This window comes from uncultured Thermosynechococcus sp. (genome assembly GCF_937958135.1).
GTDB lineage: Bacteria > Cyanobacteriota > Cyanobacteriia > Thermosynechococcales > Thermosynechococcaceae > Thermosynechococcus.
This window is the reverse complement of sequence record NZ_CALGOG010000015.1, coordinates 1-20,703: the sequence shown is the minus strand read 5'-3', so window position 1 is coordinate 20,703 and position 20,703 is coordinate 1. Positions and strand designations below refer to the sequence as shown.

Annotated in this window: 19 protein-coding genes and 1 tRNA gene; 5 read left to right on the top strand and 15 right to left on the bottom strand. The window is 54.1% G+C overall.

Annotation, left to right across the window (positions count from 1 at the left end):
* Positions 1-11: 11 nt before the first annotated feature.
* The gene (locus tag Q0711_RS01985; RefSeq protein WP_298615381.1) at positions 12-944 is read left to right on the top strand and encodes a methylenetetrahydrofolate reductase; all 933 of its coding nucleotides are present in this window, start codon (positions 12-14) and stop codon (positions 942-944) included.
* Here the strand turns inward: Q0711_RS01985 and Q0711_RS01980 are convergent.
* Positions 898-1,182, bottom strand: coding sequence for a DUF427 domain-containing protein (locus Q0711_RS01980; RefSeq protein WP_298615383.1), 285 nt, complete (start codon positions 1,180-1,182; stop codon positions 898-900). The two genes, Q0711_RS01985 and Q0711_RS01980, sit on opposite strands and share 47 nt — an antisense overlap.
* A gap of 26 nt (positions 1,183-1,208) precedes the next feature.
* Positions 1,209-1,931 carry an ABC transporter ATP-binding protein gene (locus Q0711_RS01975; RefSeq protein WP_298615385.1) on the bottom strand — a complete coding sequence of 241 codons (723 nt, stop codon included), beginning with the start codon at positions 1,929-1,931 and terminating at the stop codon, positions 1,209-1,211.
* Positions 1,932-2,107: 176 nt separating this feature from the next.
* Between Q0711_RS01975 and Q0711_RS01970 the strand changes: the two genes are divergently transcribed.
* Both Q0711_RS01970 and Q0711_RS01965 read left to right on the top strand, forming a co-directional pair.
* Positions 2,108-3,244 (top strand): polysaccharide biosynthesis/export family protein, encoded by a 1,137-nt coding sequence (locus tag Q0711_RS01970; RefSeq protein ID WP_298617288.1) that lies wholly within the window; start codon positions 2,108-2,110, stop codon positions 3,242-3,244.
* An 8-nt stretch (positions 3,245-3,252) separates the two neighbouring features.
* Positions 3,253-5,496 carry a tyrosine-protein kinase domain-containing protein gene (locus Q0711_RS01965; RefSeq protein WP_299041437.1) on the top strand — a complete coding sequence of 748 codons (2,244 nt, stop codon included), beginning with the start codon at positions 3,253-3,255 and terminating at the stop codon, positions 5,494-5,496.
* A 1-nt stretch (position 5,497) separates the two neighbouring features.
* Here Q0711_RS01965 and Q0711_RS01960 read toward each other — a convergent pair whose 3' ends face one another.
* The 7 genes from Q0711_RS01960 to Q0711_RS01930 all read right to left on the bottom strand — a co-directional run bounded on the left by Q0711_RS01960 (position 5,498) and on the right by Q0711_RS01930 (position 12,221).
* Entirely contained in the window at positions 5,498-6,568 is a 1,071-nt protein-coding gene (locus Q0711_RS01960) for a RuBisCO accumulation factor 1 (protein WP_298615394.1), read from the bottom strand.
* Positions 6,569-6,609: 41 nt separating this feature from the next.
* Positions 6,610-7,515 carry a homoserine kinase gene (gene thrB / locus Q0711_RS01955; protein WP_298615397.1) on the bottom strand — a complete coding sequence of 302 codons (906 nt, stop codon included), beginning with the start codon at positions 7,513-7,515 and terminating at the stop codon, positions 6,610-6,612.
* 3 nt (positions 7,516-7,518) lie between these two features.
* Positions 7,519-8,178: a uracil phosphoribosyltransferase gene (upp, locus tag Q0711_RS01950; protein WP_298615399.1), complete on the bottom strand. Its 660-nt coding sequence runs from the start codon at positions 8,176-8,178 to the stop codon at positions 7,519-7,521.
* Positions 8,179-8,236: 58 nt separating this feature from the next.
* Positions 8,237-8,986, bottom strand: coding sequence for a polyprenyl diphosphate synthase (gene uppS, locus Q0711_RS01945; protein WP_298615401.1), 750 nt, complete (start codon positions 8,984-8,986; stop codon positions 8,237-8,239).
* 22 nt (positions 8,987-9,008) lie between these two features.
* Positions 9,009-9,887, bottom strand: coding sequence for a diadenylate cyclase CdaA (cdaA, locus tag Q0711_RS01940; protein WP_298615404.1), 879 nt, complete (start codon positions 9,885-9,887; stop codon positions 9,009-9,011).
* Positions 9,888-9,907: 20 nt separating this feature from the next.
* Positions 9,908-11,266, bottom strand: a complete 1,359-nt coding sequence (gene lysA / locus Q0711_RS01935; RefSeq protein ID WP_298615406.1) for a diaminopimelate decarboxylase — start codon at positions 11,264-11,266, stop codon at positions 9,908-9,910.
* Between the two features lie 121 nt (positions 11,267-11,387).
* Entirely contained in the window at positions 11,388-12,221 is an 834-nt protein-coding gene (locus tag Q0711_RS01930; protein ID WP_298615409.1) for a prohibitin family protein, read from the bottom strand.
* Between the two features lie 106 nt (positions 12,222-12,327).
* On the opposite strand from Q0711_RS01930, the gene Q0711_RS01925 reads away from it, so the two are divergent.
* A complete protein-coding gene (locus tag Q0711_RS01925) occupies positions 12,328-12,984 on the top strand; it encodes an ATP-dependent Clp protease proteolytic subunit (RefSeq protein WP_298615411.1) in 657 nt (218 codons plus the stop codon).
* Here the strand turns inward: Q0711_RS01925 and Q0711_RS01920 are convergent.
* From Q0711_RS01920 to Q0711_RS01905, 4 genes are all read right to left on the bottom strand, one after another.
* Positions 12,981-14,342, bottom strand: coding sequence for an LCP family protein (locus Q0711_RS01920; protein ID WP_298615413.1), 1,362 nt, complete (start codon positions 14,340-14,342; stop codon positions 12,981-12,983). The two genes, Q0711_RS01925 and Q0711_RS01920, sit on opposite strands and share 4 nt — an antisense overlap.
* Before the next feature lie 181 nt (positions 14,343-14,523).
* Positions 14,524-15,495 (bottom strand): solanesyl diphosphate synthase, encoded by a 972-nt coding sequence (sds, locus tag Q0711_RS01915; protein ID WP_298615416.1) that lies wholly within the window; start codon positions 15,493-15,495, stop codon positions 14,524-14,526.
* A 94-nt stretch (positions 15,496-15,589) separates the two neighbouring features.
* Positions 15,590-16,663, bottom strand: coding sequence for an ABC transporter ATP-binding protein (locus Q0711_RS01910; RefSeq protein WP_298615418.1), 1,074 nt, complete (start codon positions 16,661-16,663; stop codon positions 15,590-15,592).
* A 3-nt stretch (positions 16,664-16,666) separates the two neighbouring features.
* Entirely contained in the window at positions 16,667-16,825 is a 159-nt protein-coding gene (locus tag Q0711_RS01905; protein ID WP_298615422.1) for a chlorophyll a/b-binding protein, read from the bottom strand.
* 308 nt (positions 16,826-17,133) lie between these two features.
* On the opposite strand from Q0711_RS01905, the gene Q0711_RS01900 reads away from it, so the two are divergent.
* Positions 17,134-17,205 (top strand) — tRNA-Gly (locus tag Q0711_RS01900).
* Between the two features lie 68 nt (positions 17,206-17,273).
* Here the strand turns inward: Q0711_RS01900 and uvrC are convergent.
* Positions 17,274-19,160 carry an excinuclease ABC subunit UvrC gene (gene uvrC, locus Q0711_RS01895; protein ID WP_298617290.1) on the bottom strand — a complete coding sequence of 629 codons (1,887 nt, stop codon included), beginning with the start codon at positions 19,158-19,160 and terminating at the stop codon, positions 17,274-17,276.
* 13 nt (positions 19,161-19,173) lie between these two features.
* A partial coding sequence (locus Q0711_RS01890; RefSeq protein ID WP_299041432.1) for a PDZ domain-containing protein occupies positions 19,174-20,703 on the bottom strand: 1,530 nt, incomplete at its 5' end.

Genomic DNA, 20,703 nt, shown 5'->3' with positions numbered 1-20,703 from the left:
TACTGATTTACTTGTCTGTTTCTCGTTTCCAAGCTGCCTGTGAGCAGGGTGAGTTCCTGATTACCGCAGAGGTGTGTCCCCCCAAAGGGCAGAATGCCAGTGCCATGTTGCGTCAAGCGGCTCATTTGAGGGGACGGGTACATGCGGTGAATGTCACCGATGGTAGTCGTGCGGTTTTGCGCATGAGTTCTTGGGCCGCTGCCTATTTACTCCAGCAGGAGGGATTTGAACCCATTTGTCAAATGGCCTGTCGCGATCGCAACCGCATTGCCCTGCAAGCGGATCTCATGGGCATTGCCGCCCTAGGTCTTCGCAACATCTTGGCACTGACAGGTGACCCCGTCAAAGCGGGGGATCATCCCCAAGCCAAACCTGTCTTTGATTTGGAGTCTGTACGGCTCTTGCGCATTATTGGCCAACTCAATCAAGGGGTGGATAGCGAAGATCGCCCTTTACCCGATGGCCCTACCCAATTTTTCGCAGGGGCAGCCGTTGATCCCCAGTCGCCCAGTTGGTCGGGACTGCAACAGCGCTTTGAACGCAAGTTAGCTGCCGGTGCCCAGTTTTTCCAGACGCAGTTAATTACAGACTTTGAGCGGCTCGCTAAATTTATGGATCAGATTGCCGCAGGCTGTGGGCGACCAATTCTGGCGGGGATTTTTCTTCTCAAATCTGCTAAAAATGCTCTATTTATCAATCGAGCTGTGCCGGGAGCTTCGATTCCCCAGCACATTATTGATCGCCTTGCTGCTGCCGCCGATCCCCTCGATGAAGGGATGACCATTGCTGCGGAGCAGGTGCAACAGGCACGACAACTTTGTCAAGGGGTGCACTTAATGGCGGTGCGCCGTGAGGATTTGATTCCGGAAATTCTTAACCGCGCCGGGATTCCTCCCCTTAGCGGGTCACCTGTACCCCCCGCCAAAACGCCACATACCCCTTGATCTTGGCGGCTGCCGGTTTAGGATCGGGGTAGTACCAGGCCGCATCGCGATTGACTTCCCCATTGACCACAAGGTGGTAGTAGCTGGCCGTGCCTTTCCAACCACAGACGGTGTGGGTGTCACTGGGCTGAAAATAGACCTGATTAATCGTCTCTGGTGGAAAATAGACATTGCCTTCCACCACTTCATAGCGATCGCTCTCGGCCAAGATGGCGCCTTTCCAAACTGCCTTTGCCATTGCTCTTTTCTCGGGTACTTCCCTTTTTAAGATAGGGCAGGTACGGCCAGCGGACTAGGTAGATTGGGACGATCCGAGCGAATTTGACCGTCGCGAAACTGAATAATGCGGTGCGTTACAGCCGCCACATCAGGTTCATGGGTGACCATAACTACTGTCATGCCGGCCTCATTGAGTTGACCAAAGATGGCGAGAATTTCCGCTGTGGTGTGACTATCGAGGGCACCGGTGGGTTCATCGGCAAGGAGGAGGAGCGGCTGATTGACAATGGCACGGGCGATCGCCACCCGTTGTTGCTGTCCGCCGGAGAGTTGATTGGGACGATTCTCAAGGCGGTGACCCAAGCCCACCTGTTCTAGGGCAGCGATCGCGCGATCGCGCCGCTCCTTAGGGGGTACTCGAGCATAGACCATCGGGAGCATGACATTTTCCAATGCCGTCAGTTGCCCCAGAAGGTAAAACTGCTGGAAGACAAACCCAATCTTGGCGTTGCGAATATGGGCCAGTTCATCATCACTGAGGTGAGCCACATCTTGGCCATCGAGAAAGTAGCGGCCAGAGGTCGGGCGATCCAAACAGCCAATAATATTCATCATTGTGGACTTGCCGGATCCCGATGCCCCCATAATGGCGCAGTACTCCCCTCGCTGAATTTCTAGATTCACATCCTTGAGGGCGTGAACCTCGGTTTCCCCTTGGCCATAGACCTTAGAAATATGCTCTAGACAAATGAGTGGCTGGTCTGACATTACAATTCGTGAAAAGTCGGTTACTCTCATTCTAAAGCTGTCTTCCTAGGGGGTAGGCTCTTTGCTTTTTGCCATGTTAAACCGCTGGGAATCTCCCAGTGTCCCCCTGCCCTGTGGTAAAACGGGGGAGAACATAGGTTCTTGGCAAAAGCGCAGACTCAGTAGGAGTATTCACGATGGGGGATAAAAGGTTAGCACGACTGCAAAAAGGGGCTGTTGGGCTGGCGATCGCTGGCGGCCTGACCCTTGGGGCAACACTTCTAGTCCCCCCCTCCGTCACCGCTCAACCTAGGGCTGTCAGTCCAAACTCCTATAGTTTTACCAGCGTGAATCCCCTCCAAGACTATCTTTTAGGGCCAGGGGATGTGCTTTTTATTGAAGTGGTCAACCTTCCGGCAAGCGTTACTAGTCAGCGAGAATTCACGGTTAATCTCGATGGCTCAGTCACCCTTCCTCTGGCAGGGCGGGTCATGGTGGGGGGCTTAACGTTACCCCAAGCGGAACGGCTGATCCTGAATGCCTACAGTAAGGTGATGCGCTTTCCAGCCGTGACGGTGACGTTGCAGACTCCGCGACCCATGAAAATTCTGGTGGCGGGTGAGGTTAGCCGTCCAGGATCTTATGTTGTTCCCTTTACCTCTGTATCAGCTTCTGCAGCTGGTGTTGGCCTTTCCGGTGGCTTAACATGGCCTCGCCTGAGCCAAGTACTCGCTCAAAGCGGTGGCATTACCCAAGAGGCAGACATTCGCAATATTGAGATACGCCGCCAACTGGGAAATGGCCAAACTGCGGTGACCAAAATTAACCTCTGGGAAATGATTCAGTCTGGCGATGCCAACCAAGATATTACGCTGCGCAGTGATGATGTAATTTTAGTGCCCAAGGCAAAGGAAGTAAATGCGGCGGAAGCCATACGGGTGGCCTCTGCTACCTTTTCGCCGGAAAAAATTCAAATTCAAGTTATTGGTGAAGTGAGCCGACCAGGTATTGTGGAAGTCCCTGCCAATGCCACCCTCACTCAGGGAATTGGGGCAGCCGGCGGATTCAACGTGCAGCGTGCCAATAGGTCTCGGGTAACATTGGTGCGGCTCAACCGCGATGGCACGGTCAGTCGGCGACGCATTCCCTTTAGCTTGGCGGCTCAACCCGATGCCAACAACAATCCTGTGTTGCAACAGGGGGATGTGATTGTGGTAGAACGATCAGGGGTAACCCAAGTGGGGGATGCGATTGGGAATGCCTTGCGTCCTATAGGTGCATTAGGTGCATTGAGCCCTATAGGATTTATCATCAACTTACTAAACTTGAACTAGGACTGCTGATGTCGCTCCCACAAAAAACACCGAGTTTACAGGTTGTCAATCGCAAAGCACGCCTTGCGGGCGATCGCCGGCAAAATGCATCGCACTTTAGGATAACAACAAGGTCTAAAAAGAGTGGCCTGCCAGCTTTTGGCGATCGCTGCCGGCGCCGCTGGCGACTTCTTGCGGGGACGGTTCTACTCGCATTTTTGGCGATGGGCGGGTGGGTTCTCCGGCAACCCGAAATGTACGAGGCCTATTTTCGCCTCCTAATGGAACCTGTGAAGGAGCCACAGCCTGCGCCAACCTTGCCCCCGCGCGATGGTATTTTCGGGACTCTCCCCCCTGAATCCTTCCCCTCCCCTCCACCCGGTACAGCTTCTCAAGTGGATTTGGGATCACAGATTCTCGTTTTAGAAAGTGATAAAGTCCTAGCGCCCATTGCCCAGAAACTGCAAACCCAGTATCCCCATCTAACCACGCGGACTCTAGCTGAGCATCTAGAAATCCGACCTGTTGTTCATCGGGCAACAGAGCAACTGGCGGCCCCAACAAAAGTTATCGAAGTGGCCTATCGCGATCGCCAGCCGGAAATTGTGACCGCCGTCTTAAAAGCAGTGGCAGAGGCGTTTGTTGACTACAGTCAGCGCGATCGCCAAGAACAACTCCATCGCACCCTAGAACAACTGGATAAAGAGATCAATCGGCACCTTAAAGAAATAGATCAATTACAGCAGCAACTCCAGGCCAGCCAACCGCAAGGCGCAAGTCTGCAACCCTCGGAGCAACTGCGCTTTTTGACAGAACAGTACCGCCAAATCCATAACCTGCGCCAAGCAGCTCGCCTAAAGGCCATAGAGGCCTACGGTCGCTTTCGAGGGTTCCAAGAACAGCTGAAGATGACACCCGCCGAAGCTCTAGCGGCAACAAATTTGAGTACCTCCCCCGCCTATCAACAACAACTGGCACGCATTCAAGAACTGGATCAAGAAATTGCCAAGAATCTGGCTATTTTCCGTGAAGGGACACCCGTGATCCAAGCCCTAGAGGAGCAGCGGCGAGTTTTAGGGGAGCAATTGCAGGCGATCGCCAGCCAAGTAATTGGTAAGCAATATCGAGTGGACAACCCCACTGCCCTAGGCTTTCAGGGAACCGTCTCCCAAAGGCTGATTACCGACTACATTACGGCGTGGATTGAGTACGAAAACCAGCGGCGCTATGATGCCGAGCTGGCTGCTCCTCAAGCGGCGGTTGCCCAACAATTACAACAACTGAGTAGCCAACTCCCCGCCATCGATCGCCTTGAGAATCGAATTCGGACAGCAAATCTCTCCCTAGAGATGCTTAATCAGGCCCGACAGGCGGTGCAACTGCAACTGGCGCAGAATAACGTTGCGTGGCAAGTTCTCACGGATTTAGAGAACCCGGTTGTCCAGCCCACAGTACCGCGACTACAACTGCTGATCCTAGGGGCGATCGCCAGCTTAATCTTGGGCGTTCTGGTCATTTATATCGCGGAGGTTGCCGCGCCCCAAGTCAGTGCCGCCCAGGTGGAAGAGGCTTTAGGCTTACCTCTGCTTGGCAAAATTCCCAAGGCAACCCCCCAAATCCATTTGCGCTTAGAGCGCGTGCTAAAGGGCAATTCAGGGCTATGGCAGGTGACCCAAGTCCTACCCTCCGTGGGGGAAGCGGTGAAATTTCAGGAAGCGTTTCACCATGTGTTTGCCAACCTCCAGGCCATAGGTTTGGGGCATTCGTTAGCCGTGATTTCAGCTCTACCCGCCGATGGACGCACTACAGTTGCCCTCCATCTTGCCCTGGCTGCCGCAGGGATGGATCAGCGGGTTCTCCTCATTGATGGGGATTTGCGACGACCGCAACTTCACCGCTATCTGGGAGTAGGGAACGAGCAGGGCTTGGGCGATTGGTTGATTTGCCAACACCACTGGGATAGCCTGACTCAGGCCAGACAAGGTCTAACGATTTTAACCGCCGGCGAGTTGCGGCATCCGCCAATGCGGCTCCTCAGTCAAGATACGCTCAAGCAATTCATGGCTCACCTCAAAAACTACTTTGATCTAGTAATTGTGGATACACCGCCCTTGGCAAACTTTGCTGATGCTAAACTTTGGTCGAGGCTGGTGGATCAGACTCTTGTGGTGGTGAATCTAAAGGCACCCCAGCAGCCTGTACGACTAGCCTTAGGAGATTACAGTTTAGGAAATGTTGGCGCTTTAGGCTTTGTGGTCAATCTCGCTCAATGAATTATTCCTCAAAAAACCAGAGTTCCTTATTAAGGCTCTTATCCAACACTTGGGGGGGGCGTAGAACCAGCAGGAGTTGGCCCAGAATCGGAACTGTAGGCGGTTCAGGCAACCAGGCCAATTTGACAGTATCGCTGGTGGCAGGGGCAATCAGCAGGTAACGATCGCGATCCCATGCCTGAAGACCGCGATCCACAATCAAGAGCACCTGTTCAATGGGAAGTCCCTCAGGAGTTGGCGGTAATTCTGTGGGTAAGTCCGCCGCAGGCCAAAGAACTGCCACAGGATCAACGGCATTCAAGAGAACCTGCCAACCGGGAAGAGCCACCAGGGTCATGGGCTGGGGAACGGAGACTAATTGAAAAGGGTCTGTGGCGGTTAACTGGGGAACTTGATTAAACGCTTCCGCAGTCAGGGGGGCTGTTCCTGCCACAGGAATAAAGTAGGGCAGGTCTTCGGCGGAATCGAAGCGGTAAAGGGGCAGGCGGGGTTGGCGAGCTGCAGGAACAACGGTAAAGTCCGTCAGGAGTTTTTCAAGCGCTTGGCGACCAGTGGGGGATTCGACAAAGCGGAGGCCTTGAGCAATGAGGCGCGATCGCTGAGCCAAATCGCGTTGCTGCCGTGCCAGTTGCCAGTAGTAGCGACCAATGCGATCGCCGACGCTCTCACCAAAGCCTTCACTGTCATCTTTTTGATAGCTCACCGCCTTAAGGGCACGGCACACTTCATGAACCGCAGTGAGATCCAATTGTTTCTCAACAATTAGCGTTGCGACTGCAAGGCGATCGCCCACTGACAACACCCGCAGCTCATAGAGCAGATCACTGCCCCGCGTTTGAAAATAGGCATGCACAGATTCAGGAGCGTCCCGCAAACTCTGACTCACTTGCCAGGCAATGATCAATTGATTTTGGTGAATCGGTTCAATGCCCGTAGCTTCAAAAATGGCTTGGGGGGAGAGTCCTTGTTTTTGCAGTTGCTGGCATCCTGCACCCCAATCTTGCCAAGTTCCCTCCTTGCGGCGCAGACGTTGCAGCACTTCCGTTGTCAGGGCATCCTGTTCTTGACTCATTAGATCACCTCCTAGGAGCAGGGAAGTCTTCAATGGATGACCTAGCGATCGCGCACTGTTGTTCCTTGGCGTTGAATCCCCAGTACCTCGACCCGCGCCTGTACGTTAAACTTTGCCCAAGTCTCCCTCAACGCTGCGGCAATGGCTGGAGCAGTAACGGGATCCCCAAGGGCTAAGAGGGTTGGCCCTGCCCCACTAATCACCAGACCATGGGCACCCACTTCAAGCGCAGCGCTGTGGAGATCGGCATAACCTTTGATCAAACCTTGGCGGTAGGGTTGATGTAAGCGATCGCCCAAAGCCAGTTGCAGCCACTCCCGTTGACCCGTTTCTAAGCCCCGCAGCAAAGCACCAAGGTGACTGATATTAAAAACCGCATCACCGTAGGTACAGTGGGCGGGCAGCACTTGACGCGCTGTTTCCGTCGCTAGCTCAAAGTCTGGAATCGCCACAATAGGCACCACCTCCTGATGCCAAGGAATCTCTAGCCAATGCCATTCCCCTCCCCCCTCTTGGAGGACAAGACGACAGCCTCCTAGCAAGGCGGGCACCACATTATCGGGGTGACCTTCCATTTCAATAGCCAATTCCAGAACCTCACGATGACTGAGGGGGAAGCCCGCCAGCCGATTGGCTCCCACCAGTCCACCAATGATTGCTGTCGCTGAACTGCCTAAACCCCGCGCGAGGGGAACCCCCAGATCAATTTCTAGATACACGGGTGGGGCTTGCCGCCCCAGATATTCATAGAGACGATTGTAGGCACGATAGGCCAAATTGTCGGAGCCATTACTGACACCTGCTGCTTCGGTGCCCTGCACCCTCACATGGGGGCGATCGCTCAACGAAAATGTAAACCTATTGGTGAGGGTCAGCGCCGCTCCAAGGCAATCAAATCCAGGCCCCAAATTGGCCGTTGTTGCCGGTACAGTCACCACTGTTATCATGGGCTATTCCTCCCCAGTCCCAAAGGCGCGATCGCCCGCATCCCCCAAGCCAGGCACAATAAAGCCCTGCTCATTCAATCTCTCATCAATCGTGGCCGCATAGACTTGCACTGCCGGGAAATGGGCACCCAGTGTCTGCAACGCGGGGGGGGCAGTGACCACGGAAATGATTCGCACCCAGGCCGGGTCAACCCCCCGCTGCACCAATTCTTGCATTGCTGTCATGATTGAACCTCCCGTCGCCAGCATTGGCTCACTAATGAGGACACGGGTTTGTGGGTCAAATTGAGGAGGGAACGTATTGAGATAGCAACGGGGTTCAAGGGTAACCTCATCCCGCACAATCCCTAGGTGGTACGTTTTTGCCGTGGGTAAGACCCCTTGGGCACCGTCGAGCAAGGCCAAGCCCGCCCGCAGAATCGGTATGACCACAATGGGCACTTGGGGATTCACCACCACTGCAGCACAGGGGGCAAGGGGAGTCTCCACCATTGTTTCCACTGTGGGTAACCATTCCCGTGCCGCTTCATAGGCCAACCACCGCCCCAACTCCGTCATGGCCACCCGAAATAAAGGGGTGGGTGTGGTGCGATCGCGAGCCACCGTTAGCCAATGCTGAATCAGGGGATGGGGGGGGACATAAATGCGCAATTGGGGGGTCACAGTATCGCTCCAATACGTACCCGGCAAGCTTTCCTATTGTCCACCGAAACCCCTCCCTTTAGACACGGCCAAATCGCCGTTGTCGCTGTTGGTAATCCCGTAGCGCCTCATGGAAAGCAGCTCGGTCAAAATCCGGCCAGAGGGTTTTGGTAACGTAGATTTCTGAATAGGCCACCTGCCACAGCAAAAAGTTACTGACGCGCATCTCACCACTGGTACGAATCAACAAATCAGGATCCGGTAGGCCGCCGGTGTACAAATGCCGCTCAAAGAGCACTTCATCAATATCCGCAGGGTCAATAAGTCCCGCTTTCACCTGGGCTGCAATCGAACGGCAAGCGTGGATAATTTCGCGTCGCCCACCATAGTTTGTTGCCACCACAAATTTAATTTTTTGGTTATTGGCTGTGGCGGCCATGGCGCGCTCAATTTCTGCTTGCAGAGATTTCGGCAAACCCGCCAAGTCGCCGACGAAGTGGATTTGTACCCCCTCGGCAACCATTTCTGCTAGCTCCCGCCGCAACACTCGCTCAAAGAGGGTCATGAGAAAATCCACCTCCGGCAGGGGGCGCCCCCAATTTTCTGTAGAGAAGGCGTAGGCGGTCAGGGCTTCAATGCCCCAATCTTTGCAACAGCGCAGCAAATTCTTAAGGGTGTCCACCCCCCGTTGATGCCCCATCACGCGCGGTAAATTGCGTTGCTTTGCCCAGCGGCCATTGCCATCCATAATCACCGCCACATGGCGAGGTAGGCGATCGCGATCCAAATCAGCAGGTAACTCAATCAATGAATGGGGCTGTAGGGTCATGGAGACATCCGTTTACAGAAAATTAACGCAATGGCCATATTGTTTTCCAGAATTTTGAGCTGTGTTGACGGGGAAGGGGTTGTGAAGTTCCTGTCCCTTGATTCTGCACATACTGCCGTAACAATTCCCCTAGTTTACTGCTTGTAAGAGGACGTTGAAGCTCCCCCTTAAAGGCAAGGGAAATTGACCCCGTTTCCTCAGAAACTACCACACAGACACAGTGGCTAATGCGCTCAGTAATCCCCAAGGCAGCGCGATGACGGGTGCCCAACTGCCAAGGTCCTGTGCGATCCGAGAGGGGCAAGATCAACTTTGCTGCAATCACTTCACTCCCCCGTACCCAAATTGCCCCATCATGCAGGGGTGAAGTCACCTGAAAAATTGAGGTAATCAGTTCTGGCGATAGACGGGCATTGAGCAGGATTCCCGCATGGGTAAAATCTTGGGGGCTGAGCTTTGTATGGGTCTCCAGTAAAATGAGTGCCCCTGTGCGATCTTGAGATAACCCCTTCACTGCCGCCACAATCAGATCAACAGCATCATTGGTTAGACTCGACTCGGCCCCAGGCTGCATCAAGCCCAAGAACTGCCCCCGACCCAAGTGTTCCAGAAAAATGCGAATTTCCGATTGCAGGATGACGGCCAAGGCAACTGCCGAACCAATGACTAAATTGTGCAAAACAAAACTCAAAAAGTGGAGTTCAACGGCACGGCTTAGGGAAGTTGCCAGGAGGAGGAAGATAAAGCCGCGTATCATCCAGAGGGTTCGCCGCTCAGCCACAACCCGCAAAATAGCGTAGGTTAGAGCCAAGACCAAAACCACATCCACCACTGTTCGCACTTTGGCCAGTGTCTGCGCGGACAGTAGCAGCCACGATAAGTTACCTAGGAGGCCTATCATCCCATCTCTCTCGTCACCTCCTAGGGGGCGGGAGTGCTCAATCGTAGGGGCAAGACATCATGAGCCACCAAATCAGCGTAGGTTTCCCGTTGCAGTATCAAGTTGGCTTCACCCTCACAAACAATCACCGCCGCTGGCCGGGGAACCCGATTGTAGTTGGAAGCCATGCTGTAATTGTAGGCACCCGTACCGGCCACAACTAAAATATCGTTGGCTTGCAGCGGTGGCAGGGTAACTTGGGGCAGGAGAATATCGCCCGATTCACAGTGCTTGCCGGCAACTCGCACGGTTTCTGTGACCGCCGTGGTCATGCGATTGGCACACAGGGCGGTGTACTGCGCTTGATAAGTAATGGGTCGCGGGTTATCGGACATTCCCCCATCCACTGCAACATAGGTGCGCAGTTCAGGAATCACCTTACGGCTACCCACGGTGTAGGCAGTCACTGCCGCAGGCCCCACGATGGAGCGCCCCGGCTCACAGAGGAGTTTGGGCAAGGGAAGATGGCGTTGCTGACAGGCTTGGCTCAGTTGCCGGCTAACGGCCTTTGTCCAGCGGGCGATCGCCGGCGGATTATCGGATTCTACGTAGCGAATGCCGAGTCCGCCCCCCACGTTCAATTCTCGCATCGGTAGCATAGCGTCACGGGCTTGAGCCAGCCAATCCACGAGTACATCACATAAATCCAGATGGGGCTGCTCCTCAAAAATCTGGGAGCCAATATGGGCGTGCAGTCCCACCCAGTCCAGTTCTGGATGGGCTTTGGCAAACCGCAGCAACTCTGGAAACTGTTGCGGGTCAAAGCCAAATTTGCTGTCTAGATGCCCGGTGCGGATATATTCGTGGGTGTGGCATTCAATCCCCGGTGTCAGCCGCAACATCACCCGTGGCGGCGTCGAAAGCTCATGCTCCTCAGTGTAGGCAGCCAGACGTTCCAGCTCCAGCCAGTTATCGGCAACAATGGTGCAGTTGACCTCAAGGGCATAGAGGAGTTCTTGGGGAGATTTGTTATTCCCGTGGAAGTAAATGTGGCTAGCAGGGACACCAGCCCTCAAGGCAGTGTAGAGTTCTCCCCCCGATGCCACATCAATCCCTAGGCCTTCACTGTGGGCAAGGGCACAGGTGGCCAAGCAATTCCAAGCCTTGGAGGCGTAAAGCACCAAGAAATCACCGCCATAGCTCTGCTGCAGGGTATCGCGGTATTGCCGGCAAGCGGCGCGAAAGGTGAATTCATCAAGAATGTAGAGGGGAGAGCCAAACTGTGCCACTAACTCCACCACATCACACCCACCAATGGTGAGATGGCCACGAGCATTGGTCTCAGCCGTCAAGGGCAAAATTTGCTGATTGGCAGCAAGGGTGACAGGGGTGGAGATCATGGGTCAATTTCGAGGGGAACGAAAGAATCAAAGGGCAAATGACGGACAAATTACTATTCTCAATTCTAGGGGGGATTTGGGCGATCGCTCCTGTGGATCAGGGGATCGAAGACACCCTTGCCTATTTTTCAGGGCTCCAGTTCAGCAAAAAGGGGGGGAGTCCTTCTTTACCGTTGAGTATAATCACTTGCGGAACTTGGGCACCCCCTTCACGCCACGCTTCGATCGCTTCCTTTTGTAGGACTAACTGTCCCCCTGGTGCCTTGAGGGTTTCAGCCAGCAGGCGCTGGGCTTCCGCTTTCCCTTGGGCACGATTGATTTCTGCTTGGGCTTGTTGAGCGGCTTCTTGGGCAATATACACAGCTCGCTGTGCCCGCTGCTCAGCAATTTGTTTATCCTCGACCGCTTTGGAGAATTCCTCCGAAAAGTCAAGGTTGACCACACTGGTATCCAGTACGAGAATGTGATACTTGGCTAGGCGATCGCTAAGGGCACGATCAAAATCCTCCTTCAGTTCATCCCGCTTCGTAATCGCCTCCTCTGCTGTGCGACGGGCAGCGGCAATTTTGAAGGCCTCTTGGGTTTGGGGGGCAATAATTTTAGCCACGATGTTTTCCAGGGTTCCTTGGGTGCGGCGCACATCCACAATGGCTAAGGGGTCGAGGCGAAAGTTAATGGCAAAACTTGCTTTGATATTCTGCAGATCTTTGGTGGCACTTTCCACTGGCACTTCAAACTTCTGCACGGTTACGTCATAGACATCCACACTGGCAATAAACGGGGGTTTCCAGTGAATACCTTCGAGGAGGGGGGTATCCTGAGCCTTGCCCAAAATACTCAACACCCCTGCTTGGCCGGGATTAATAATCACCACCGCATTCAAAAAAAGTATCAGTAAGAGGATGGCAACTGCCACTATTGAGGAGGTCAGCCGCGAACTGAGAAGGTAATTCATGCGCAGAGAATTTGATTACTGCTTTGATTATAGGGGGTGCCTCCCACCGATCCTGAAGGCAATTCCTTGCTAAAGTACAGATAGACTGTCATTTGCTGAGCGTTCTATGCGGTTGCCCATTACTGCTGCCCAAGCCGCCTACTATGGTGATGCCTACTATCGCACCCCACCTCCAGACCTCCCTTCACTGCTATTGAAGGAGCGGATTGTCTATCTAGGTATGCCTTTGGTGCCAGCAGTTACCGAGCTGATTATTGCCGAACTGCTCTATCTGCAATACGAGGACCCCGAAAAACCCATCCGCATTTACATCAACTCAACGGGGACTTCCCGCTACGATGGCGAACCCATTGGTTTTGAAACCGAAGCCTTTGCTATCTGCGACACCATGCGCTACATTAAGCCCCCTGTGCACACAATCTGCATTGGTCAAGCCATGGGCATGGCAGCTATGTTGCTCTCCGCTGGTACTAAAGGGTGCCGCGCCAGTTTACCCCACGCCACGATTGTTCTGCACCAAACCAAAAGCTATGCCCAAGGGCAGGCCACCGATATTCAAATTCGTGCCCGCGAAGTTTTGGCGAATAAAGCCATGATGGTGGAGATTTTGGCGCAAAACACGGGTCAACCCCCTGAGCGTATCACCCGTGATATGGATCGATTGCTCTACATGACGCCACAAATGGCCAAGGAATACGGCATTATTGACCGCATTCTTGAACCCGAGGCCGTAAAGAAGAAACTGCCCGCAACCCTAACCTAATGCAGGACGGCTGCCCAGTCGCGACCAATCCGAATCGTAATATCTGAAGATAGCACACCCGTCGAATTGGCTGACACTCGTCCCATGCCAAGAACAGAGCGGATCATTTGGGCAGCTCCCACATCCCCTTGCTGGGCAATGATTTCTGTTTCAGGGGTTTGCTGATACCACTCGTTACTGATCATTACGTTTGTGTAGCCGTGGTGGGCGAGAAAGTCAGCCATATCTTGGGCGGCGTCGCTCCTGCCGGAGGCATTTTGCAGGGCAATGCGTAACGTGCCGCTTTCGCTCCAATTAGAGTTGACGAGTTTTGCGGGGCGATCCCTAAAATGTTCTGCCACCACCCGACCAATCCGTTCATAGTCAGGCAGCCAGTAGCTCACTTCATAGCCATCGCCACCAAAACGGCCAGGGAGCAAGATCAAACGTAGGTTGTCTGGTTCAATGCGCAGACTAAATTGAGCGATCGCCATTAATTCGGCAAAAGTTAAATCTGTATCCACATATTTTTGTAGGACGCTGTAGATTTTCGGCAACTGGGTCAGCATGACGGGGTTGGCCAGTTTCTTTTGCAAAGCCTTAATCAACATCTGCTGCCGTTGGGCACGCCCAATATCCCCCAATTCATCGTAACGAAAGCGAACAAACCCCTCCGCTTGCTCTCCATTCAGAGTTTGCAGCCCCGGTTGAAGATCAATGTAGAGTTTTTGAGTGTGATCGGTGTAAACCATGCGCTTGGGAACATTGACTTCGACCCCCCCGACGAGATCTACTAATTCCCGAAAGGCTGCCGTATCAATGCGAATGTAGCGATCCACCGGGGTGTAATTCAAAGTTTTGCTAACTACCCGCACCGTTAAATCCACATCCCCATAAACGTTGGCTGCATTAATTTTGTTAATGCCATAGCCGGGAATCTCAACACGGGTGTCACGGGGAATACTCAGAACGGTTATCGTGCCATTTTCAGGGTTAAACCGCGCCAGTAGGAGGGTGTCGGTGCGACCACGAAAGCGTTCAGGAGATCCTTCGGGCGCATCCAAGACCTTATCTACCCCCAACACTAGGAGGTTCACTGGCCGCCCCATGCCATACTGCAACCCCCGCGTTATCATTTCCAGCCAAGAGGGATCGCCTTGTCCCCGATGACCTGTCCCCTGAAATGGCGCTATCAAAACAAAGGTCATGCCCGCAAAGGCCGAGACCAAGGACACAGTGCCAAAGGCAGCAATCCAACGCAGGGTGCGCCAAGGGGAAGGGTGCGATCGCCGGATAACCGTTTTGGAAGGTGGTTTTGGATTGCCCCGACGAGCCACAGGAGAACTCACTGGTTTACGCTGGTTAACACTTCGTGCCACAATTCACTCCCCCACCAAGAACAAGTCATGGGTTCGCCGGGTGGATGTCCCCCTGTGTTTAGTGTAGGGGATTCTCTCCTCCTCCCGCACCTGTACTCAGCAGGACTATTTCTGTTTTTTGGGTTTTCGTTTACCGCCGCAGCTTTATGCGCTGTGTGTCGGAATTCGTTTGCCTCGCAGCTCAATACAGGCGCTCAAGGACATAATCCGTCAACTGGCTGAGGGCTTGACGCGGTTCTGAAGGGGGGAGCACCTCAAGGGCAGGTAGAGCCGCCTGGGCATATTCCTTGGCTAAGTTACGCGCCTCTTCAATTGCCCCGCTTTGGCGCACGAGGTTGAGGGCGGTTTCTAGATCTCCTTCTTCGCTAAACTCGCGCTCGATAAGGGTGTGCAGGTAGGGAGCTTTAGGTAGGGCAAAGAGAACAGGCGCTGTTAAATTGCCATCCCGCAGATCTGAACCGGCGGGCTTGCCTAATTCTGCGGTTGAACGGGTAAAGTCGAGAATGTCATCTACGATTTGAAAAGCCAAGCCGAGATTTTTGCCGTAGGTGTACATGGCCTCAATGGTCTCTGGGGGGGCTTCACTGAGAACCGCTGCGGCTTTGGCGCTATTGGCAATGAGGGAGGCCGTCTTGTAGTAGGTTTTTAACAGATAGTCCTCTAGGGTAATGCTGGTGTCAAAGCGGTTAAAACCTTGGCGAATTTCCCCTTCAGCAAAGTCTTTGATCACTTGAGAGAGCAGCTTCACCACTTGGAGATTATCTAGATCCGCTAAGTACCAAGAGGCTTGGGCAAAGAGAAAGTCACCGGCTTGAATGGCCACCCGATTGCCAAAGACACTGTTGACGGTAGGAACACCCCGCCGCAGTTGAGCCTGGTCAACGACATCATCATGAAAGAGACTAGCAGTATGAATCATTTCCGTAATTTCTGCCAAGCGGCAGTGCCGAGGAGTGAGACCCTGATCCGGCAGGGTGGCGCGTGAGACCAGTAGAACAATGGCGGGTCGAATACGCTTGCCACTGGCGGTCAAGAGATGTTCGGCGGCAGCAGAGAGTACGGCGTGTTGTGCTCCAATCAGTGCCTTCAGGTTCTCCGTCAGGACACAGAGATCGGCTTCGACAGGTGAGAAAAGAGAAGTTACCGAAGTCATGGACGGGCTGGCCGCAGAAGTTACGAAATTTTACAGAATCCTAGTTGTATTCTAAGCGAACCCACCGGTCTTGGGTAAGGGTTCCGCTGAATTTTCAACAAGGCTCAAAATTGAGAGCCGCCCCGCTTGTGGGATCAAAAAGATAGAGATGGCTGACCTGCAGGTGGAGGGAGTCGCCGATGCGAGGGAGGTGCTGACTCGGAGCTAGCCACAGGAGTTCTTGGGAACTATTCATCAGGCGACAGCGGACAATGGCTTCGCGACCAAGGGGTTCAACGAGGGTGGCGATCGCTCTTAAACCGGTCTCGCCAATCTGCAAGTGCTCTGGCCGAATTCCCACCAGCAGCGACTGTTCGTTTTTGAGTGACCAATGTAGGTTATCGGGGCAACTCAGGGGCTGCTGCGCGATCCAAAGGCGGCTGCCATGCCAGTGAGCAGCCAGTAAGTTCATTGGCGGGGTGCCCAGAAAGCGCGCCACCATGGTATTTGCGGGTCTTGCGTAGAGGTCGGCAGGGGTGCCAATCTGCTGGATTTGACCGCGATCGAGCACCACAATGCGATCGCCAAGGGTCATGGCCTCCACTTGATCGTGGGTGACGTAGAGGGTAGTAATCCCCAGTTGTTGATGTAATTGTTTCAATTCAGCACGAGTTTGCTCCCGCAATTGGGCATCGAGGTTGGAGAGAGGTTCATCGAGCAAAAACACTTGGGGCGATCGCGCTAAAGCTCTTCCGAGGGCTACCCGCTGCTGCTGACCACCGGAGAGTTGCCACGGCTTGCGCTGAAGCAGGGACTCAATCCCCAGGAGCTTTGCCACTTGGAGCACCCGTTGTTGCCGTGTTGCCGAATCAACACCGCGCATTTTCAGGCCAAAGCTAAGGTTTTCGGCCACGGTCATGTGGGGATAGAGGGCATAGTTTTGAAAAACCATCGCCACATCGCGATCGCGCCCACTGAGGCCATTGACACAAGTCTCTCCAATGTAGATGTTGCCGCTGGTGGGTTGCTCCAAACCGGCAATGAGCCGCAACAGGGTAGATTTACCACAACCGGAAGGCCCGACAATGACCCAAAGCTCCCCTGCGGGTACCGTCAAGGATAGTGGACCAATTGCCACGCCCGGCGCAAATCGCCGCGTGACTCCCTCTAAACGCAGTGTTGCCGCCACAACCTATCGCCAGCCCACCCACGTAAAGAAGTCTTGGCCGGTGACCCACTCCAGCACCAGCAGGGCAACAAAACCGATCATGGCAAAGCGGCCATTGACTAGCTCTGCATAGCGGGACCAACCGAATTGGGGAGTCAAATCATCGGGTGTCGGTTCACTCATAGTGTTAGGAATGCAAAACAACTTCTCTAGCTTGGCACAGAACCTTCCCTTTGTACTCACATTTTAGAAGAGGTCTGTTTCTGCTGTAGGGCGGTGATCACCGCCTTGATTTGCGCTTGGCCCGCAGAATTTTAGCATCAGCCTAATATACTTCCCGGTTTATAGCAATCTCTTCTAGCCCCCGTTGCTAGTCCATACGGGCCAAGACCCCCTAGGAAACCATTGAGCACGTTGTGATCACTGGGAATTGAACACCGCGGGTGGGACTTGACAATGCCGCCGCTAATTTTCTAAACTAAGGTACTACTGCGGGTATAGCTCAGTGGTAGAGCGCAACCTTGCCAAGGTTGATGTCGCGCGTTCGAATCGCGTTACCCGCTTTTGGTATGATAAACCCCAAGAAGGAGACCAAAAGTTGCCTTCTTTTTTTTAGGTAAGTGGCTCTGGGCTACTGCGTATCACTATGAAAGTAGCGGTAAATTTTTTCCGCTAAGCGGGGGCCGACCCCATGCACCTGCGCCAGCTGCTCAGGCGTAGCCATTCGGATGTAATCTATGGAGCGAAAGGTTGCCAGAAGTTCCTTTTGGCGCTGATAGCCTAAGCCCGGAATTTGATCGAGGTGCGATCGCCGCTGGCGTTGGGAACGTTTTTGACGATGGAAATTGAGGGCAAAGCGGTGAGCTTCATCGCGGACGCGGCGCAGCAATTGCACTCCCGGTTGCTCTGGGTCAGCGGAAAGGGGCTGGGGTTGATGGGGAACAAAAATCTCTTCCCGCTGCTTGGCCAAGCTAAGAAGGGTGAGATCGCCCAAGAGGGGCGCCAAGACCTGAACCACAGCCGAGAGTTGCCCCTTGCCGCCATCAATGAGGATGACATCGGGCCAGTCATCAGTCTCCAGAGGGTTCCTTTTCCCCTCAAGGTAGGGAGCAAAGCGACGGCGGAGAATCTCCGCTAGGCTGGCAAAGTCATCGGCGTGGCCAGGTTTGACTTCAGGATTGCGGATGTTGTAGTGGCGATAGTGCTGCTTGGCGGGTAACCCCTCAATAAAGACAACCCGCGAGGCCACAGCGTCCGCCCCCTGAATGTGGGAAACGTCGTAACCTTCAATGCGGTGGGGGAGGGTATCCAAGCCAAGGAGTTGGGCTAAATCTTCAAGGGCGGTTTGGGTGCGATCGCTGGCCTGTTGAATGCGCGCCAATTCCAATTCCGCATTGCGCTGCACCATAGTAATTAGTTCTGCTTTGGCTTGGCGCTGGGGTACGGTGAGGGTAACGGCGCGGCCTTTCTTTTCGCTCAAGTAGGTGCGCAGCAGATCCGCCTCGGGAAGGGGATGTTGCAGCAAAATTTCACTGGGAATTTCTACATCGTCCACTTGGGCATAGTGTTCTTCGAGCACCCGCTGCAAAATGCTGCCGGGACTGCCACTTTGGGCATCGGCCACAAAAGCCAAGCGTCCCACCAAGCGACCGGCGCGAATTTGAAAGAGTTGAACGGCCGCATGGCGATCGCCAAGGGCAAGGGCAATGGCATCCCGTGACACCGTATCATCCGGCAACGAGACCTTTTGATCCACCCCTAGATGTTCTAGACCGCGAATTTGATCCCGCAACCGTGCCGCCAGTTCAAAATTGAGGTTCGCTGCCGCTTGTACCATTTGTTCCCGCAACTGCGCCACCAGTTCCCCTGTGCGTCCCTGAAAAATCATGGCCACCTTCTGCAGGGTTTGCCGATACTCCTGCGGGGAAATGAGGCCTTGGCAGACCCCTGGGCAGCGGCCAATGTCGTAGTTGAGGCAAGGCCGATCCTTAAAGAGCGGCCGGGGACGTTGCCGCAGGGGAAAAAGACGCTTGACTAGAGCAAGGGTTTGGCGCAGCCGAAAGCTATCCACATAGGGACCATAGTAGCGATCCTTGGGGGAATCAGCGGGGGTATTGCCCCCACTGCCAAACTGGCGCTTGCGGGTAATGAAAATGCGGGGATAGGGTTCTGACCATGTAATGCACAGATAGGGATATTTCTTGTCATCTTTGAGGAGGACGTTAAAGTGGGGCTGGTGCTGCTTGATAAGGTTAGCCTCCAGAGCGAGCGCCTCCGCTTCCGTATCGGTGACAATAAACTCAATTTCCGCCACCTGATAGACCATTAGCTCAAGGCGCGGTCCCAGTTGGGCCGGCTGACGAAAATAGGAGCGCACCCGCGATCGCAGGCGCTTGGACTTGCCAATGTAGAGAATCTGATCGGTCTTGTCCTTGAAGAAATAGACGCCGGGAGACAGGGGAAGTTGTCGCAGCACCTGTTCCAAGCGATCGCGATCCTGAAGCAAGGGCTGAAGCATCCTACCACCTCCCCTAAAGCGACGCTGCGGTGTCTCCTAACCAAGCAACTAAATGTGACCGCTGGCTCGCCGTGGCATTGGCAGAGCACTGTAGCCGATATTGGGGCTGGGGGTTGCCTAGAGTTAACGCTCTGGAGCACAACTGCTGATCATGAAACCAAGTCAGCTGAATTGTGTCTCCGGCTTGGTATTCCCGCAGGCGCTCTGACCAGTCCTCCGCCGTCACACGCCAACCATTGAGGGCAATAATTTCATCCCCCGCTGCCAAGCCCACTGCTTCAGCCGGGGAGTCCCGCAGTACCGCTTTGACCTGAAGGGAACCGTGCTCCTGTTTGAACTGAAGGCCGGTATAGGGCAGTGCCTCCTCAGGAACCAGTTCCAGTCCCACTTTGGCAAGCCACTCCTGTAGGGGTAAGTCTGCCGTGCCCTCAATGAACTGCTCCCGCCATGCTCCCAAGTCTTCATCGGCAATGGTTTCAATGGTCTCCCACAGCCCATCGGGGGTATAGCCTTGACCCGTCTCGCAATACTGTTGCCAGAGCCGCCGCAGGACATCGAGGAGCGATCGCCGGTGATTAAAGTTGAGACGAATCCGCAAATCCAACAGCAGCGCCACCAGCTCCCCTTTGAGGTAGTACGACATCTGGGAATTGATGCTGTTTTCATCGGGGCGATAGAGCTTAATCCAAGCATCAAAGCTCGCGGCACTCAGGGATTGCACATGGCGACCGGGGGTATGGAAATAGCGATTGAGGCTTTCACTCAACAGTTTGAGATAGGCTGCTGCATCAAACAGTCCCGCCCACAGGGGAATCAGTTGATCCAAATAGCTGGTTACCCCTTCAGCAAACCAGAGACTGGTGGTGTAATTTTCAGTGTCGTAGTCAAAGACCTCAAAGGCTTGGGGGCGGATGCGCTTGACATTCCAGAGGTGAAAAAACTCATGGGCCACTAAACAGAGAAAGCGGCGATACTGCTCCGCTTGCTGGAAGCCAAAGCGATGGAAGATCAATGAGCAGCTATTGAGGTGTTCCAGACCGCCGTAGCCCTTGTGGGTGAGGTGCAAGATAAAGACATAGCGATCGTAGGGCAGGCCGCCAAAGAAACTGGCCTCGGTGGCAATAATCCGCTGAATATCGGCGATCGCTCGCTTTGGCTCAAAATTCCCCTCACCCCACACTGCCAATTCGTGGGGTTTACCCGCCACCTCAAAAGTGTAAACCGCATGGGTACCCACCTCAAAGGGACTATCTACTAGCAGGTCGTAATTTGCCGCCCAAAAGGTATAGCCTGCTTTGTCCAAGGGCTGGAGGGAAGTGGTCACCCGCCAATCAGGGGGTGCTTCAATGGTTACCGTGAGGGGCTGGTCGCGATATGCCGGCGCATAGAGACACACAGCCGCGGGATTAAAATAGGCGTGGCTACTATCAACATGGTTGGTGCGTACCGAGAGTTCGTGGGCATAGATGGCATAGCGCACTTCAAGTTCCAAACCAGGTGTGCAGGCCACCTGCCACTGATTTTTAGTACACTTCCACCACTC